The following is a 15,532-nucleotide window of genomic DNA, read 5'->3' on the forward strand; positions in this document are numbered from 1 at the left end:
ATTAGTATCTTAGCCCTGGCGCTTATACGCTACTAATATAGAATTTTTAAAAACAAGTAGATGATGAGAAAAACAGAAAAAGCACTAAGTATTTTCTGCCACGGCAGAAATGCCAGCCTGTTGGCCAACTTTAATGCTGTTTGAGCACCAAAGAAAGAACCTATCCCTAAGGCCACTCCAACCCTCCAATCAAAATAACCCATGGTGAAGTATACGAGAAATGAGATAAAGCAGCTAGCAAAAGTTTGCAGCCTGGTTAATCCAATACTGGTTAGAAAGGAATGTCCTGCATTTATGAAGGAATGCATAAGCAGAGTGGCTTGCCCCGGGCCGAATAGTCCATCGAAAGCCCCGATTCCGATATAAGTAGGATAATACAGCGGAGCAATAGTTCCATTGTGTTCTTTTTTCTTTAACTTGGATTTTGAGATATTAAGAATGGTGGCAATGACCAATAAGACTAAAGCCATTTTAAGCAAAATCTCTTCTGTAAGAAAAGAGGCTAGTAATGCACCTGTCCCTCCTCCAATGATGGTAAATGGGACAATTGATAAACCAAGCTTCAAGTTCACTTGTTGCTTTTTCCAAATCGTATAAAAGCTTGTAAACGAACTGAATGTATTAGAAAACTTATTGGACGCAATGGCTGTGTGAATGGGGACACCCAATAGGAGCATAGAAGGCAGATTGATAAGACCTCCTCCACCTCCAAGTGTGCCGATGAATGTGGCAATAAAACCGATCACTGTAAGGTAGTAGTATGGGGTTTCCATTAATGTCGCCTTCTTTCAACTGATTTCTTCCTTTATTTTATGCCTTATAAAGTCATAATGAAATAACATAAAAATTAAGATATACTATAAGAAAAACTTATATTGAGGTAGTGTATGAATACATCAGAATTTCAAATTTTATCAGTAATGGCGAAAGAAAAAAATATGAGAAAAGCTTCCGAACGCTTATTTGTCTCACAACCTGCTTTATCCCAAAGACTCCAATCCATTGAAAAGAATTGGAACACTAAAATTTTTATTAGGACACAAAAAGGATTATTAATCACACCGGCCGGTGAAAAAATAGTAGAATTTGCTGAAGAAGTCTTGGCAAAGGAAGCCAAAGTCAGAGAGGATATTACGTCACTGGATAAAGAAGTTTACGGCACTTTAAAGATTGCAGTGGCCACCATCATTGGACAATATTGGCTACCTAAAGTACTAAAAAGGTTCATTCAAAAGTACCCGAATGCGAAGGTCTCACTCGTAACGGGATGGAGCAGTGATATTGTAAAAAGTTTATATGAAGATGAAGTTCACTTGGGTATTATCCGGGGAAATCCGGAATGGAAAGGGGTGAAGAAACACCTTCTAAGAGATAATCTTTACCTCGTAGATACAGAGATAAAAGAGCTATCTGAACTTGAACATACAGAGCGCCCATTCATCCAGTTTAAAAGTGATTCCACTTATTATCAAGAGATTCAAGTTTGGTGGCACAAAAAGTTTCAGGCTCCTCCAAAACGAACCATCGTTGTAGATCAAATTGAGACTTGTAAACAGATGGCGCTAAACGGAATCGGATATGCCATCCTTCCTTCCATCACTATGCAGGATGATTATGATAACATCAAAAAAATTCCACTTGAAGAAGATGAAGTGTCCAATCTACACCGGGATACTTGGTTGATCGGATACGAGTCCTCCTTTAACTTAAAGCAAGTGGAGGCATTCCTAGAAGTATTGGAGGAATACCACCATGGAGGTGGAAACTGAAAAAACTGTTTAAGATAATATTGGATTATCTTTGAAAGAAATAGTAATATAAAGCTTTGAGAGACTAGACTGAATATTAAGGTGGAACGAAGTTATATGGAATGGAAAAATATTTTTCGAGGAATGTTAATCGGCATCAGTGACGTAATACCTGGTGTTAGCGGTGGAACAATTGCATTTATTCTGGGAATCTACGACAGACTTATTGAAGCCATAAGCGGAATTTTCAGCAGAGATTGGTTAAAACATCTCAAATTCCTGGCGCCCCTTGGTATAGGTGTAGTGGGAGCGTTGCTTCTCTTCAGTCATATTCTGGACTATTTATTGCATACCTACCCGCAACCAACCATGTTTTTATTCTTAGGATTAATTATTGGAGTACTGCCTTTGTTGGCTAGAGAATCGAACATGTTTCAAACTTTTACAAAACGCCATTATTTGGCACTTCTTCTTGCTTTTGTTTTAGTAGGATCTATGGCATTTTTACAGGAATCGACGAGACCCGTGATTGAGACGCTGACTATCGGTTCTGCAATCAGTCTGTTTTTTGCCGGATGGATTGCTAGCATGACCATGCTTCTTCCTGGTATAAGCGGTTCGATGGTATTATTGATTTTAGGGTTTTATACCACAGCGATAGCAGCACTGAAAGATATCAATATCCCCATTATTCTAACAATAGGTGCAGGAGTTGCAGTTGGTTTCATCATTTCAAGTAAATTGATCAAATACGTGCTAGAGCATTTTCCGAAAGTAACGTTTGCAGCTATTATCGGACTTGTTATGGGATCGACCCTAATTGTATTCCCAGGCTTCTCCCAAAGCATGCTGACAAATGTAGTAAGCGTACTGACTTTCATTATAGGATTAATAGTTGTCCAATTCATCGCACGCACTAATGATAAAATGGTAGCCAAAAGAGAGACAGAATAAGTCTCTCTTTTCTTTTTACGAAAAATTGTATAATTTTTTTACTTGTCACACTTTTCGTTGTTTGATAGAGTAAAGGGATAAAGACTTATTGTTTTAGGAGGAATTACATAATGAAAATGATGGACGCAAATGAGATTATTTCTTTTATTCAAAACAGCACAAAATCCACACCTGTAAAGGTTTATGTGAAAGGTGACGTAGAAGGCATCAGCTTTGGTGCTTCGTCCAAAACTTTCTTAAATGGCAATAGCGGAGTCGTATTCGGCGAGTGGGCAGAAATTGAAGTGGCTCTTAAAGAAAATGAAGCAAAAATTGAAGACTTTGTTGTAGAAAACGACCGTCGCAACTCAGCAATCCCTCTACTTGATATGAAAGGTGTAAAAGCCCGCATTGAGCCTGGCGCGATTATCCGTGACCAAGTAGAAATCGGAGACAATGCCGTTATCATGATGGGTGCTTCCATCAATATCGGTTCCGTAGTTGGAGAAGGTACGATGATTGATATGAATGTTGTCCTTGGAGGCCGCGCTACAGTCGGGAAGAACTGCCACATCGGTGCAGGATCTGTCCTTGCTGGTGTAATCGAGCCACCATCTGCTAAGCCTGTAATCATCGAAGACGATGTGGTTATTGGAGCAAATGCAGTAGTATTAGAAGGTGTAACCGTAGGAAAAGGGGCAGTTGTAGCTGCTGGAGCCATTGTTATTGATGATGTGGCACCATACACAGTGGTTGCGGGAACACCAGCAAAGAAAATTAAAGATATTGATGAAAAAACAAAGTCCAAAACGGAAATCAAACAAGAACTTCGTCAATTATAATAAAGATGAAAAGAAAAGGCGTGGGTGCTTAACTCCACGTCTTTTTCTTAGAAAGAGAGGAATTGTCGTGACAAATCTAATCAATCCCTTCATACAGATAAGAAGAGACCTTCATCAAATTCCGGAAAAGGGATTTCAAGAAACAAAAACACAAGGATACCTGTTGCATTATATACAGAATCTTCCTCAGGACCATATTGAAACCAAAACATGGAAAACGGGGATTTTTGTACGAGTTCAAGGAACCAACCCGACTAAAACTATTGGCTACAGAGCAGACATAGATGGCTTGCCGATCCAAGAGGAAACGGAGTTATCATTCCCTTCCCTACATGAGGGGATGATGCATGCATGCGGTCATGATATGCATATGAGTATCGCTCTAGGAATCCTTACACATTTTTCTCAATATCCTTCCACAGATAACTTACTGTTTATGTTTCAACCAGCTGAAGAGGGTCCTGGTGGTGCTTTGCCAATGATTCAATCAGATATCTTTAAAGCCTGGAAACCGGATATGATAGTAGCTCTCCATATTGCACCTGAGTATCCGGTCGGAACCATTGCCACAAAGCAGGGACTTCTTTTTGCCAATACCTCCGAGCTATTTATTGATTTAAAGGGAAGGGGTGGGCATGCTGCATATCCCCACCAGACTAATGATATGGTGGTTGCTGCGTGTTCACTCGTTACCCAATTGCAGACAGTCATAGCCAGGAATGTAGATCCACTAGACAGTGCCGTTATTACAGTAGGTAAAATAACTGGCGGAACCGTTCAAAACATCATTGCGGAGCGTGCAAGACTAGAAGGAACAATCCGTACGCTGTCCGTTGAAAGCATGAAAAAAGTGAAAGAGCGGATAGAAACACTTGTCCATGGTGTAGAAGTGGGATACAACTGTCAAACAACCATCGATTACGGCAGCATGTATCATCAAGTGGATAATGATCCGGCACTTACTGAAGAGTTCATGCAATATGTATCGGAAAACACCAATGTCCGTGTAGTAGAATGTAAAGAGGCGATGACAGGAGAAGATTATGGGTACATGATTCAAAACATCCCTGGATTTATGTTCTGGCTCGGTGCCGAGTCACCTTATGGACTGCATCATTCAAAGTTGAGCCCAGATGAAGATGCCATCGGTGTGGCTATTAGTACCATCATTTCGTATTTTAATTTTAAAGCAAACTGACAAATTTACATTTCTCTTCGTATAATTTAGCGATTGCAAGCCAAATTAACGAAGAGGAGGTGGATTACATATGCCAAAAATCGGTGTAGAACAATCCTTAACAGATGTTCAGCAAGCGTTGCAGCAAAAAGGATACGATGTTGTTCAATTAACGAATGAAAACGATGCAAAAGGCTGTGACTGCTGCGTTGTGACGGGAATCGACAATAATGTAATGGGTATCTCCAATAGTGTCACTGCTGGTTCTGTAATTGAAGCTAGCGGACTGACAGCAGATCAAATTTGCCAACAAGTGGAGAGTAGAATCAATCATTAAAAAAAGAGCCGATATGGCTCTTTTTTTGATAGAAGAACTGTTGATTTCATTTCATTCAACAAAAAAAGTCCGGAGTGTGTACTCCAGACTTTCCCTTAGACAAATTAATCCTTTTTCTCGATATACACTTGATGAGGGTATGGTATTTCAATGCCATTCGCATCAAGCGCTTCTTTGAGTGTTTTGCGCAATTTACGTTCTACAGCCCATTGTTGACTGTTCTCTGTTTTCGCGATGATACGGATGACAACATCAGAAGCACCAAGACCTTGAACACCTATCACATTAGGTCCTTCAATAATGGTATCATCTTCAGCAGCAACCTGATCACATACACGCTGCATCAGCTCGATTGCTTGGTCGATATTATCATCATAGGAGATGCCGATATCCACGAGCGCTCTCATATTTCCTCGTGAATGATTGGTTAAATTGGAAATTTCACGGTTTGGTACATAGTGCAAAGAACCATCAAAATCCCTGATTTTAGTGGTGCGAAGACCAACTTCTTCTACAATTCCTGAAAAACCGGCAGTGGTAACATAATCATCTACATCAACTTGTTTTTCTAATAGAAGGAAGAAGCCTGTAACCACATCGCTGACAATTCCCTGCGCTCCAAATCCAATGGCAAGGCCCACAACCCCTGCACCAGCTAAAATCGCGGTAGTTTCCACGGCGAAAACATTTTCAAGAACCATAATTACAAGGAAAAAGATCAGTGCATATGTAAAAATGTTAACAGTCAGCTTTTCCAGTGTTTTTGCACGTCCAGGCGAGATCCCTTGTTTTTCTGACGCTCTAGCAAAAGCCCGTGTAATGATCTTGGTCCCGATTGATTTTACAATCGCATAAACGATCAGGATAACTAAAAGTCTCAAAAAGATGATACCTAAAGCCGTTAAAATTGCAGTAATATCAATATTTGATAAGTCAAATACCACTTAAATCAATACTCCTTTCAGAATAAACTATGTAGGTTCTAATAAGGCATTATATAGGATTAAAAAGCGAAAACCAAATTATTTACGAAATACCAATAGAAAAAGCTTATTATTTTGCTCTCCAAAGAAAGAATGTTACTATTAGGTGGGAGAAAAAATTCCCATTTATCATCATGGTTTATATGGGGAATACCAACAAGGTGAAAATGGATCAAACCTCTTTTTCATTTTATTCCTTATTTAAATTAATTATCATTTAACATTGACTAAAAATAAAGAGTGGTTTATAATAGTTGATGTTGATTAAATAACTAAATGAGAATTATCTATATAATTTCTCATTTGAAATTACAACTTGGAGGGATTTACAAATGGCAGAACGCATGGTAGGTAAACAAGCTCCACGTTTTGAAATGGACGCTGTATTACCAAACAAAGAATTTGGAAAAGTAAGCTTAGAAGAAAACATGAAAAACGATAAGTGGACTGTACTTTTCTTCTACCCAATGGATTTCACGTTCGTTTGCCCGACGGAAATCACTGCTATGTCTGATCGTTACGAAGAGTTCGAAGACTTAGATGCAGAAATCATTGGAGTATCTACTGATACTATCCACACTCACTTAGCATGGATTAATACAGATCGCAAAGACAACGGTCTTGGCGAATTAAGATATCCTTTAGCTGCTGACACTAATCACGTTGTATCTCGCGACTACGGCGTCCTTATTGAAGACGAAGGAATCGCGTTACGTGGACTTTACATCATCAGCCCAGAAGGCGAACTTCAATACCAAACAGTATTCCACAACAACATCGGCCGTGATGTAGAAGAAACACTTCGAGTGCTTCAAGCATTGCAAACTGGTGGACTTTGCCCGGCTAACTGGAAGCCTGGACAAGCTACATTATAATTTGATGCAACCTAGAATAAGGTCTAACGGTTATCGTTAGGCCTTTTCTTTGCACTACATAGATATTATTAGGAGGTTATTAGGATGAAATTACGCTCCCCAATGCCTGAATTGACAGGCGCAACTGAATGGTTGAACGGACAGGTGACAAGAGAAGAACTAATTGGAGATAAGCCAACTCTAATCCATTTCTGGTCTGTAAGCTGCCATTTATGTAAAGAAGCGATGCCGCAAGTGAATGAGTTCCGCGACAACTACAAGGACAAGTTGAATGTAATAGCTGTTCATATGCCACGCTCTGAGGACGATTTGAATCTTGACTCTATTAAGAAAACGGCAAGTGAACATGATATCACTCAGCCCATTTTCGTGGACAGTGAACATAAATTGACAGATGCATTTGAAAATCAGTATGTTCCGGCATATTATGTATTTGATGCAGAAGGTAATCTTCGTCATTTCCAAGCTGGAGGCAGCGGTATGAAGATGCTAGAAAAACGTGTAAACCGCGTACTAGGTGAAATGGAAAAATAAGAAAACATGACAAAGGGTTGCCTTGATGGGCGATCCTTTTCTTTTTTTGCGCAGATTCTATTCGCGTCACCTCTCTCATATACTCTAAAGTTGTTCACTTATCTCCGACTAAAGACGTAGAAAACATCCGCCTTCTTGTCACTTACCATGTCTAAAGTAATCAAATAAAATAATAGTATAAATAATTTAAATTTTTCCAAAAAAGACTGGATAAATATTTCGAAACTCGATATATTAGATACTATCTTATATTTTCCAGCATGAGTTAACAAAGGGAGGGAATACATGTGGAGACTTTTAAGAAGCTGAAAGAGTTTTACTGGCCTTATCGCAAAAATTTCTATATATCATTGATATTTTTGCTTTTAGTAACGGTCATCACTGTCATCTATCCTGTTATTTTACAGGTGACCATTGATGAAGTTATTGAAAAACAACAATTCCAATACGTACCATATATTGCACTTGGATTCATTGGAATCATGGCATTAAAGGGGTTATTTACGTATTTTAATCAGTTTTTAGGTGACCTGTTCGGAATTCGATCGGTGTACCGCTTAAGAAACGAACTTTACGAAAAACTGCAATTCCTGCCGTTTCGTTATTATGATAATGCGAAGACTGGGGACTTGATGTCGAGACTGACAGCGGATGTTGAAGGATTCAGGTTTTTCCTATCATTTGGATTTGCCGAATTGATCCGATTCGTGTTGTTAGTAACCATCAGTTTAGGTTTAATGTTCTATTATTCAGTAGCTTTAACTTTTGTCACATTACTGGCTATGCCTTTTCTGGCATTTGTCACGTACCGTTTCGATAAAAGGGTTCACCCGGCATTCCGTGGAATTCGTAAGTCATTCGGTAAACTGAACACGAATGTACAAGAGAACATCAGTGGAATCAATACAGTTAAATCTTTATCTCGTGAAGATTATCAAATTAATAAGTTCAATGATTCTAATGTGGACTATAAAGATAAATATATTTCCACTTCGAATGTATGGGCAAAGTTCTTCCCGCTAATGGAGTTTATCGGAAATGCCTGTGTGGTGGGGCTTCTTGGGTTTGGAGGTTATTTAGTAATTACTGGTCAATTATCAGAGGGGGCTCTCGTAGCATTCTTCAGCTTGGTCTGGTATATTGTTTGGCCGATTGCAAACTTAGGATTTGTTATCAATCAGTTCTCTCAAGCAAAAGCTTCCGGAGAACGGTTATTGGAGATTCTAGAAGCAGAAGAGGACATTCAAGATGCACCAGATGCAAAAGATGTACCGAATTTAAATGGGCATGTAACGTTTGAGGATGTTACATTTAGTTATCCAAATGAGGATAAGACGGCGCTTGAAAATGTATCGTTTGACGCGACTCCAGGAAAGCAGATTGGGTTAATCGGTGCGACAGGATCCGGGAAAACAAGTATCACACAGCTTATCACAAGGTTTTATGAGCCGCAGTCTGGCCGCATTTTAATTGATGGGGAAGAAGTAAATAAATACTCGTTGTACTCACTTCGAAATCAAATCGGATTTGTGCTTCAGGAATCCTTCTTATTTTCTTCCACTATTAAATCTAATATCGCATACGGCCGACCGAATGCTTCCATGGAAGATATCGTTCGAGCTGCAAAAATGGCGCAGGCCCATGAATTTATCATGGAACTTCCTGACGGCTACGACACAATGCTTGGTGAACGGGGAATGGGGCTTTCTGGCGGTCAGAAACAACGTATTGCGATTGCTCGTGCGTTAATTCTTGATCCGAGTATCTTAGTGTTGGATGATGCAACAAGTGCAGTGGATATGCAAACAGAGTTTAATATACAAAGAGAATTAAAGGCGGCATTGGCTGGCAGAACAACATTTATTATTGCGCACCGTATTTCCTCACTTAAACATGCCGATGAAATCCTCGTGTTAGAAGAAGGAAAAGTAGTGGAGCGCGGTACACATGACGAGCTTGTCCAAAAGAACGGGTCATATCGAAGAATTTATGATATCCAGTACAAGGACCAAAAAACGGTTTTGGAAGCTCAGACTAACTGAAGGCAGGTGAAACAGAATGCGCAAAAAACAGAAAATTGAATTGAACGATAATGTGAAGAAGAGATTCTATTATTCTACTGATAATGCAATTGAAAAGCCTTTTAACTGGCAACAGATGTGGCGGCTTTTCTCTTATATGAAACCTTATTCAAAAACATTGCTGCCATTAGCTATTATAACCATGTTAATAGCAACAGCGGTAAGGTTAGCAATTCCAATCATCATAGGTAAATACTTATATGATGTTGCCATTAAGCAAAAAGACATGGATATGCTTGTCAATCTAGCGGTGATTGTATCTGTTTTGTATGTCATTTCCTATGTGGCGAACGCATTGAGAATACGATGGATGAACATGCTAGGACAGAACGTCATTTATGATTTAAGGAAGCATTTATTTACACATGTGCAAGGACTATCCCATCGATTTTTCGATCAACGCTCCGCCGGGTCCATCCTTGTTCGAATTATGAATGACATTAACTCCTTGCAAGAATTGTTCACAAACGGTGTTATCAACTTGCTAATGGACTTTATCCTTTTAATCGGTATCGTAGTGATCTTATTTACATTAAGTCCTGAATTGGCTACTGCCATTTTAATTATCTTACCGATCATGTTCTTCATTTCCACTAGCTTGCGCAGGAAAATAAGAAGAGCATGGCAGGATGTACGTATCAAGCAATCCATGCTAAACTCTCATTTAAATGAAAGTATCCAAGGTGTCCGTGTTACACAATCCTTTACGCAAGAAAGAGAAAACATGGGATTCTTCGACCGCATCAATACCGAAAACTTTGAGTCTTGGAAAAATGCGACCAGACAGAATGCCATTTTCCGTCCATTTGTTGAGATGACAAATGCTGTTGGTACCGCCATTCTTATCTGGTATGGAGCCTACCTTATTCAACAGTCTCTTACAGGTGGCACGAGTACATTAACTGTCGGTGTGTTCATTTCCTTTGCATTTTACTTAGGGATGTTCTGGGAACCGATTTCAAGACTAGGTCAGTTATATAATATGCTGCTTGTCGGGATGGCTTCTTCTGAACGTATCTTTGAATTTTTGGATGAAAAGCCAATTGTGGATGAGAAGGACAATGCCATCCAATTGGATACCATTCGCGGGGAAATCGAATTCAAGGATGTCGAGTTCTCCTATGACAGTAAACGTACCGCACTGAACCGAATTTCATTGAAAATGGAAGCAGGTCAGACAGTGGCATTGGTTGGTCATACCGGATCTGGGAAAACGACGATAGCCAACCTGATTTCACGTTTCTATGATGCAACAGGAGGAGAAGTGAAAATTGACGGACATAATATCCGTGACATCTCTCTTCAAAGCCTTCGTTCTCAAATCAGTGTTGTATTGCAGGATACCTTCATCTTTTCTGGAACCATCAATGATAATATACGTTTCGGGCGTCCAACTGCGACAGATGAAGAGGTAAGGGCAGCTGCCGAGGCTGTTGGCGCAAACGAGTTTATCGAGCGTTTGAAAAATGGATATGAAACAGAGGTAGAGGAGAGGGGTAATGTCCTTTCTGTCGGAGAAAGACAATTGATCTCCTTTGCACGTGCCTTGCTTGCAGACCCTAGCATTATCATTTTAGATGAAGCAACTGCCAGTATTGATACAGAAACCGAAGTAAAGATCCAGACGGCTCTTAAACAGCTGTTGAAAGGTCGTACAGCTATCATTATCGCTCACCGGTTATCCACTATCCGGGAAGCAGATAACATCATTGTCCTTGATCATGGGAATATCATGGAGCAGGGCAATCATGATAAGCTGATGGAGCACGGCGGTATTTATTATCACTTGGTGAAAGCACAGTTTACGATGCAGGATGTAAGCTGAGAATAAAAAAAGACATCGGTTTTTGGACCGGTGTCTTTTTGTGTGCCGTACGAAATTGCTTAATAGTGGGCGCAAGAATGCTCGGAATGGGAATTAGTCAATAAACGGGGGGAATTATACAATAAAGAGGTCAAAGTATTCAATAAACCTCTTCAATTATTCAATAAATCACTTCAAATGATCGACAATCCTTATATTCCCACAAGAGCTCCTTTGTTTATGGAAGTATATGTAATGAAAGTGGCTTTATAATGAGATTTTTGCAATAACCAGAGTCATCACTATTGATATTTTGATTAGCGATACTCAATCTTTTCAGTAATATAGCAAGCAGCCAGAAAAATAGGGAAGAGGACAGCAATCAGAACGACAATATTGACATCCATTTACTCAATCTCCTTTCTGTTGTGCTGATAACTCGATCAATCTCTCTAACGCATCCTCTTTTTCAAAAGAGCTGTACCAACGAAAGTCCATTTCATCTAGTATTCTATAATGCTGACTGATGACATTTTGCTGAAGGCGGAATGACCCTTGCATTTTTATCTCTTTCCACCAAACTTTGCCGCCCATTGTCTTATCTTTTGGTGCATCTATTTTCTCGTGAGCAATCGTTTCGATAACTTCTAATGGGTCAGCACCAAGCACAGAGGATAATACGTGGCTTTCACGGAATAAGGCACATGTTGCAGCACAGACTGTCCAGCCGGCTGTAGTGCGACCTTTTTCGATTTGTACTAAAGTCTTCTTAGAGATCCCCAAAACTTCCGCCATTCTGTCTTGTGTGTAGTTATATTCCGTTCGGATTAGTTTGAGTTTATTTGATACTAGAGTGATAACTTCGTCTTGATTCATCATAGGGTGCCAAATGCTCCTTTTTTATATCATATGTGTAATTTTACACTTTATTATTGCTGATTTCAATAATAATTTTCAGAATATAATTATACGTGATTTCATTTTAAGAGAAAGAAAATTAATGATTATGGTACAATAGTGACTATACATTCCAGAGTAAATGGGGGAGACTGTGTTGAAGAAAAAAGAGTTTGCGGTTATCGGATTGGGACGTTTTGGTGGAAGCATGGTACAGGCATTGAGTGATGAGGGCGTAGAGGTCCTCGCGATTGATAATGATGAAGAAAAAGTGAATCAGTTTGCTAATATCGCATCTCATTCAGTTGTTGGCGATACGACGGATGAGGCTGTTCTCAAAAGTATCGGGATTCGTAATTTCGATCATGTAATCGTTGCCATTGGAGACAACATCCAAGCAAGTATTTTGACAACCTTGATATTGAAAGAACTCGGGGTTAAGCATATAACAGTCAAGGCAACCAATGATTATCATGAAAAGGTCTTGAGTCGAATTGGCGCAGATCAAGTGGTCCATCCAGAGAGGGATATGGGAAGACGTATTGCCCATAATATTGTATCTAATAACGTTCTTGATTATCTGGAGCTTTCTGATGAGCATAGTATCGTGGAGATTGTAGCGAGCAGACGTTTGAATGGAAACACGCTGATCGATTTGGATATACGCGCTAAGTACGGAATTAACATTGTTGCGATTAAGCGAGGAAGAGATATCATTGTCTCACCACAAGCGACTGATGCCATCAGACAAGGGGATATTCTGATTGTTATTGGTGCAGATACGGATATTACGCGTTTTGAGAAAAATGTGGTGGAAGAATAAAGTAGAATATGACCAGTGAGGGAAGGAACCTTGCTGGTTTTTTTGAGTAAAAAAACTCCCCCAAACCTCAAAGTCAGGGGGAGTCCATACTATTTCACCTCAAGATCAAACTTCCATAATAATTGGAAGGATCATTGGACGGCGTTTAGTTTTCTCATAAAGGAACGGAGCAAGAGTATCCGTAATTTCATTCTTGATCTCGGACCACTGTGTTGTACGGCGTTCCATGATCTTATTCAGATGCTTGGAAATCAAGGACTGTGCATCATTGATTAAATCACCGGATTCTCTCATATAAACGAAACCGCGTGAGATAATGTCTGGGCCGGAAGCAATGCGGAAGTCTTTCATGTTAATGCTTACTACAACAACCACTAGGCCTTCTTCAGAAAGGATGCGGCGGTCGCGTAGAACGATGTTTCCGATATCACCGATACCATTTCCGTCAATGTAAACATTACCGGATGGTATTTTACCAGCTACAGAAGCTTCATCTTCACTAAGAGCAAGTACTTCACCGTTGTCCATGATAAAGCAGTTTTCTTCAGGTACTCCACAATCGATCGCTAGCTGTTTGTGAGTGATCTGCATGCGGTATTCACCGTGAATTGGCATGAAGTATTTTGGTTTGATCAAGCGAAGCATAAGCTTTTGTTCTTGTTGTCCACCATGACCAGAAGTATGGATGTCACTTAGTGAACCGTGTATCACATCAGCTCCTGCACGGAACAACATGTTGATGGTGCGGTTGACACTTAGTGTGTTTCCTGGGATAGGGGAGGATGAGAATACTACCGTATCTCCAGGTATAATTTGAATCTGACGGTGGGTTCCGTTGGCGATTCTTGAAAGAGCGGCCATTGGTTCACCTTGGCTTCCGGTACAAAGGATAGTGACTTTGTTTGCCGGCATGCGGTTAATTTGGTTCGTTTCGATGAATGTATCTTTAGGTGCTTGGATATAACCAAGATCCTGACCGATATTGATTGCTGCTTCCATGCTGCGTCCGAAAACTGCCACTTTTCTGCCGTGGGCTACTGCAGCTTCTACCACTTGTTGTAAACGGTGAATGTTGGATGCGAATGTAGCAAAGATAACACGACCATCAACTTTACGGAAGATGTCTTGGATGCTCTCTCCAACACGGCGCTCTGACATGGTGAAGTCAGGGATCTCACTGTTTGTGCTGTCGGATAGTAAACAAAGAACGCCTTCTTTTCCGATTTCAGCCATCTTTGTTAAGTTTGCAGGCTCTCCAACTGGAGTGAAATCAAACTTGAAATCACCAGTGTGCACGATGTTCCCTTGAGGTGTTTTGACAACCACTCCGTAAGAATCAGGGATACTGTGTGTGGTGCGGAAGAATGTTACCGAAGTTTTACGGAACTTGATGATATCATCTTCCTGGATTTCAATTAGTTTTGCTTTGCGTAGCAGTCCATGCTCTTCTAGTTTGTTCTTGATTAGGCCAAGTGCCAGCTTACCGCCATAAACAGGAATGTCCACTTGACGAAGTAGGTAAGGGATACCGCCGATATGGTCTTCATGTCCGTGCGTAACGAAAAGCCCTTTGATTTTCTCTTGGTTCTTTACTAAATACGTATAATCTGGAATAACATAGTCGATTCCTAGTAATTCATCTTCAGGAAATTTGATTCCGGCATCAATTAAAATGATTTCATCTTGAAATTGAACTGCATAGGTGTTTTTCCCGATCTCACCTAGCCCGCCTAAAGCGAAAACCGCTGCTTGATTGTTTTTTACAAATTTCATTGTCTATCATATCTCCAATACTTTAAAGTTTTCGGATTGCTTTTCATACTCATAGAAATCTCCGGATACAGGCTGGATGAATTCTATGTTATATGGCTTGTCCTTTAATTTTCTGCGGACTTCAAACACTGCAGATGCTTCCACATAAAGAGATTCCGTTTTTTCTCTTACTGGTGCTTCAGCTAAATCTTTTTGGTAATACACTTTAAACAACATTGCTATCTCTCCTTAAAAAAATCTGTCTATTCCTTCGCCTCTCCTTTGGCAGTAAGGGAAGGAGTAGTATATATAGTTATTTTATGTAAGGGAAAAAGGCGGAAGTGTCCGTCGACCCACTATCTTGCGTCAAGCTACAATGCTTTTTTCCTTACAAAAAGACAACGCGAATTTTAATAATGCTTCCTAGTAATATCCATATAGCATAACCGGTCATTGGCCAAAAAGCCATTATTACCCTATATTATATACGATACATCAAGAAATTTCATGTTTTTCCCTAAAAGAAGTGCTTTTCTATTTTCTCCAATAGAGAAGGATTAAAAACAAAGGGAGATAATTTCATGGATAAATAATATGTAAGAGTCCTCCGGCAAGGGAGGACTCTTTAATAACAAGGATTAGGCGATTGTTTTTCTTTTAAGAATATTGTTCATTCTACGCAGTATTTTTTTTCTAAGCCTTCTTAACATAAGCGGTTCACTCCTTGTACTTAAGGTACGTTCTGT

Annotated in this window: 15 protein-coding genes; 10 read left to right on the plus strand and 5 right to left on the minus strand. The window is 39.8% G+C overall.

The annotated features are described in order from the left end of the window. Positions 1–32: 32 nt before the first annotated feature. Positions 33–773 (minus strand): sulfite exporter TauE/SafE family protein, encoded by a 741-nt coding sequence (locus LG307_RS08740; RefSeq protein ID WP_404449842.1) that lies wholly within the window; start codon positions 771–773, stop codon positions 33–35. A gap of 114 nt (positions 774–887) precedes the next feature. On the opposite strand from LG307_RS08740, the gene LG307_RS08745 reads away from it, so the two are divergent. The 5 genes from LG307_RS08745 (at position 888) to LG307_RS08765 (ending at position 5,037) form a co-directional block, all read left to right on the plus strand. Beyond that, positions 888–1,769, plus strand: a complete 882-nt coding sequence (locus tag LG307_RS08745) for a LysR family transcriptional regulator (protein ID WP_404449844.1) — start codon at positions 888–890, stop codon at positions 1,767–1,769. Positions 1,770–1,865: 96 nt separating this feature from the next. Further along, on the plus strand, positions 1,866–2,702 hold the full coding sequence (locus tag LG307_RS08750; protein ID WP_404449846.1) for a DUF368 domain-containing protein: 837 nt from the start codon (positions 1,866–1,868) through the stop codon (positions 2,700–2,702). Positions 2,703–2,812: 110 nt separating this feature from the next. Then, on the plus strand, positions 2,813–3,523 hold the full coding sequence (dapD, locus tag LG307_RS08755) for a 2,3,4,5-tetrahydropyridine-2,6-dicarboxylate N-acetyltransferase (protein ID WP_404449849.1): 711 nt from the start codon (positions 2,813–2,815) through the stop codon (positions 3,521–3,523). A gap of 67 nt (positions 3,524–3,590) precedes the next feature. Next, on the plus strand, positions 3,591–4,721 hold the full coding sequence (locus LG307_RS08760; protein ID WP_404449851.1) for an N-acetyldiaminopimelate deacetylase: 1,131 nt from the start codon (positions 3,591–3,593) through the stop codon (positions 4,719–4,721). A 70-nt stretch (positions 4,722–4,791) separates the two neighbouring features. Then, positions 4,792–5,037 (plus strand): YkuS family protein, encoded by a 246-nt coding sequence (locus tag LG307_RS08765; protein ID WP_060666077.1) that lies wholly within the window; start codon positions 4,792–4,794, stop codon positions 5,035–5,037. Between the two features lie 104 nt (positions 5,038–5,141). Here LG307_RS08765 and LG307_RS08770 read toward each other — a convergent pair whose 3' ends face one another. Beyond that, on the minus strand, positions 5,142–5,981 hold the full coding sequence (locus LG307_RS08770; RefSeq protein ID WP_404449853.1) for a mechanosensitive ion channel family protein: 840 nt from the start codon (positions 5,979–5,981) through the stop codon (positions 5,142–5,144). A 371-nt stretch (positions 5,982–6,352) separates the two neighbouring features. Between LG307_RS08770 and LG307_RS08775 the strand changes: the two genes are divergently transcribed. The 4 genes from LG307_RS08775 (at position 6,353) to LG307_RS08790 (ending at position 11,335) form a co-directional block, all read left to right on the plus strand. Beyond that, positions 6,353–6,895, plus strand: coding sequence for a peroxiredoxin (locus tag LG307_RS08775; protein WP_010192747.1), 543 nt, complete (start codon positions 6,353–6,355; stop codon positions 6,893–6,895). Positions 6,896–6,979: 84 nt separating this feature from the next. Next, positions 6,980–7,429, plus strand: a complete 450-nt coding sequence (locus LG307_RS08780) for a TlpA disulfide reductase family protein (protein ID WP_404449855.1) — start codon at positions 6,980–6,982, stop codon at positions 7,427–7,429. Positions 7,430–7,716: 287 nt separating this feature from the next. Further along, a complete protein-coding gene (locus LG307_RS08785; protein ID WP_404449857.1) occupies positions 7,717–9,471 on the plus strand; it encodes an ABC transporter ATP-binding protein in 1,755 nt (584 codons plus the stop codon). Between the two features lie 16 nt (positions 9,472–9,487). Beyond that, a complete protein-coding gene (locus LG307_RS08790; protein ID WP_404449858.1) occupies positions 9,488–11,335 on the plus strand; it encodes an ABC transporter ATP-binding protein in 1,848 nt (615 codons plus the stop codon). A gap of 390 nt (positions 11,336–11,725) precedes the next feature. Here the strand turns inward: LG307_RS08790 and LG307_RS08795 are convergent, their stop codons facing one another. After that, positions 11,726–12,190: a helix-turn-helix transcriptional regulator gene (locus tag LG307_RS08795; protein WP_404450421.1), complete on the minus strand. Its 465-nt coding sequence runs from the start codon at positions 12,188–12,190 to the stop codon at positions 11,726–11,728. Positions 12,191–12,353: 163 nt separating this feature from the next. Between LG307_RS08795 and LG307_RS08800 the strand changes: the two genes are divergently transcribed. After that, positions 12,354–13,034: a potassium channel family protein gene (locus LG307_RS08800; protein WP_404449860.1), complete on the plus strand. Its 681-nt coding sequence runs from the start codon at positions 12,354–12,356 to the stop codon at positions 13,032–13,034. Between the two features lie 105 nt (positions 13,035–13,139). Here the strand turns inward: LG307_RS08800 and rnjA are convergent, their stop codons facing one another. After that, entirely contained in the window at positions 13,140–14,807 is a 1,668-nt protein-coding gene (gene rnjA / locus LG307_RS08805; RefSeq protein ID WP_404449862.1) for a ribonuclease J1, read from the minus strand. 6 nt (positions 14,808–14,813) lie between these two features. After that, complete coding sequence (locus tag LG307_RS08810; RefSeq protein ID WP_404449863.1) at positions 14,814–15,023, minus strand: DNA-dependent RNA polymerase subunit epsilon; 210 nt, start codon at positions 15,021–15,023, stop codon at positions 14,814–14,816. Between the last annotated feature and the right edge of the window lie 509 nt (positions 15,024–15,532).

Source organism: Sutcliffiella horikoshii (assembly GCF_044809035.1).
Taxonomy (GTDB): domain Bacteria; phylum Bacillota; class Bacilli; order Bacillales; family Bacillaceae_I; genus Sutcliffiella_A; species Sutcliffiella_A horikoshii_G.

Excerpts from the sequence above, each read along its gene's own strand:
- LG307_RS08795 (WP_404450421.1), bottom strand. The coding sequence starts at position 12,190 with ATGAATCAAGACGAAGTTATCACTCTAGTATCAAATAAACTCAAACTA.
- LG307_RS08775 (WP_010192747.1), top strand. The coding sequence starts at position 6,353 with ATGGCAGAACGCATGGTAGGTAAACAAGCTCCACGTTTTGAAATGGAC.
- LG307_RS08790 (WP_404449858.1), top strand. The coding sequence starts at position 9,488 with ATGCGCAAAAAACAGAAAATTGAATTGAACGATAATGTGAAGAAGAGA.
- LG307_RS08765 (WP_060666077.1), top strand. The coding sequence starts at position 4,792 with ATGCCAAAAATCGGTGTAGAACAATCCTTAACAGATGTTCAGCAAGCG.
- LG307_RS08750 (WP_404449846.1), top strand. The coding sequence starts at position 1,866 with ATGGAATGGAAAAATATTTTTCGAGGAATGTTAATCGGCATCAGTGAC.
- dapD (WP_404449849.1), top strand. The coding sequence starts at position 2,813 with ATGAAAATGATGGACGCAAATGAGATTATTTCTTTTATTCAAAACAGC.
- LG307_RS08740 (WP_404449842.1), bottom strand. The coding sequence starts at position 773 with ATGGAAACCCCATACTACTACCTTACAGTGATCGGTTTTATTGCCACA.
- LG307_RS08810 (WP_404449863.1), bottom strand. The coding sequence starts at position 15,023 with ATGTTGTTTAAAGTGTATTACCAAAAAGATTTAGCTGAAGCACCAGTA.
- LG307_RS08780 (WP_404449855.1), top strand. The coding sequence starts at position 6,980 with ATGAAATTACGCTCCCCAATGCCTGAATTGACAGGCGCAACTGAATGG.
- LG307_RS08745 (WP_404449844.1), top strand. The coding sequence starts at position 888 with ATGAATACATCAGAATTTCAAATTTTATCAGTAATGGCGAAAGAAAAA.
- rnjA (WP_404449862.1), bottom strand. The coding sequence starts at position 14,807 with ATGAAATTTGTAAAAAACAATCAAGCAGCGGTTTTCGCTTTAGGCGGG.
- LG307_RS08800 (WP_404449860.1), top strand. The coding sequence starts at position 12,354 with ATGGGGGAGACTGTGTTGAAGAAAAAAGAGTTTGCGGTTATCGGATTG.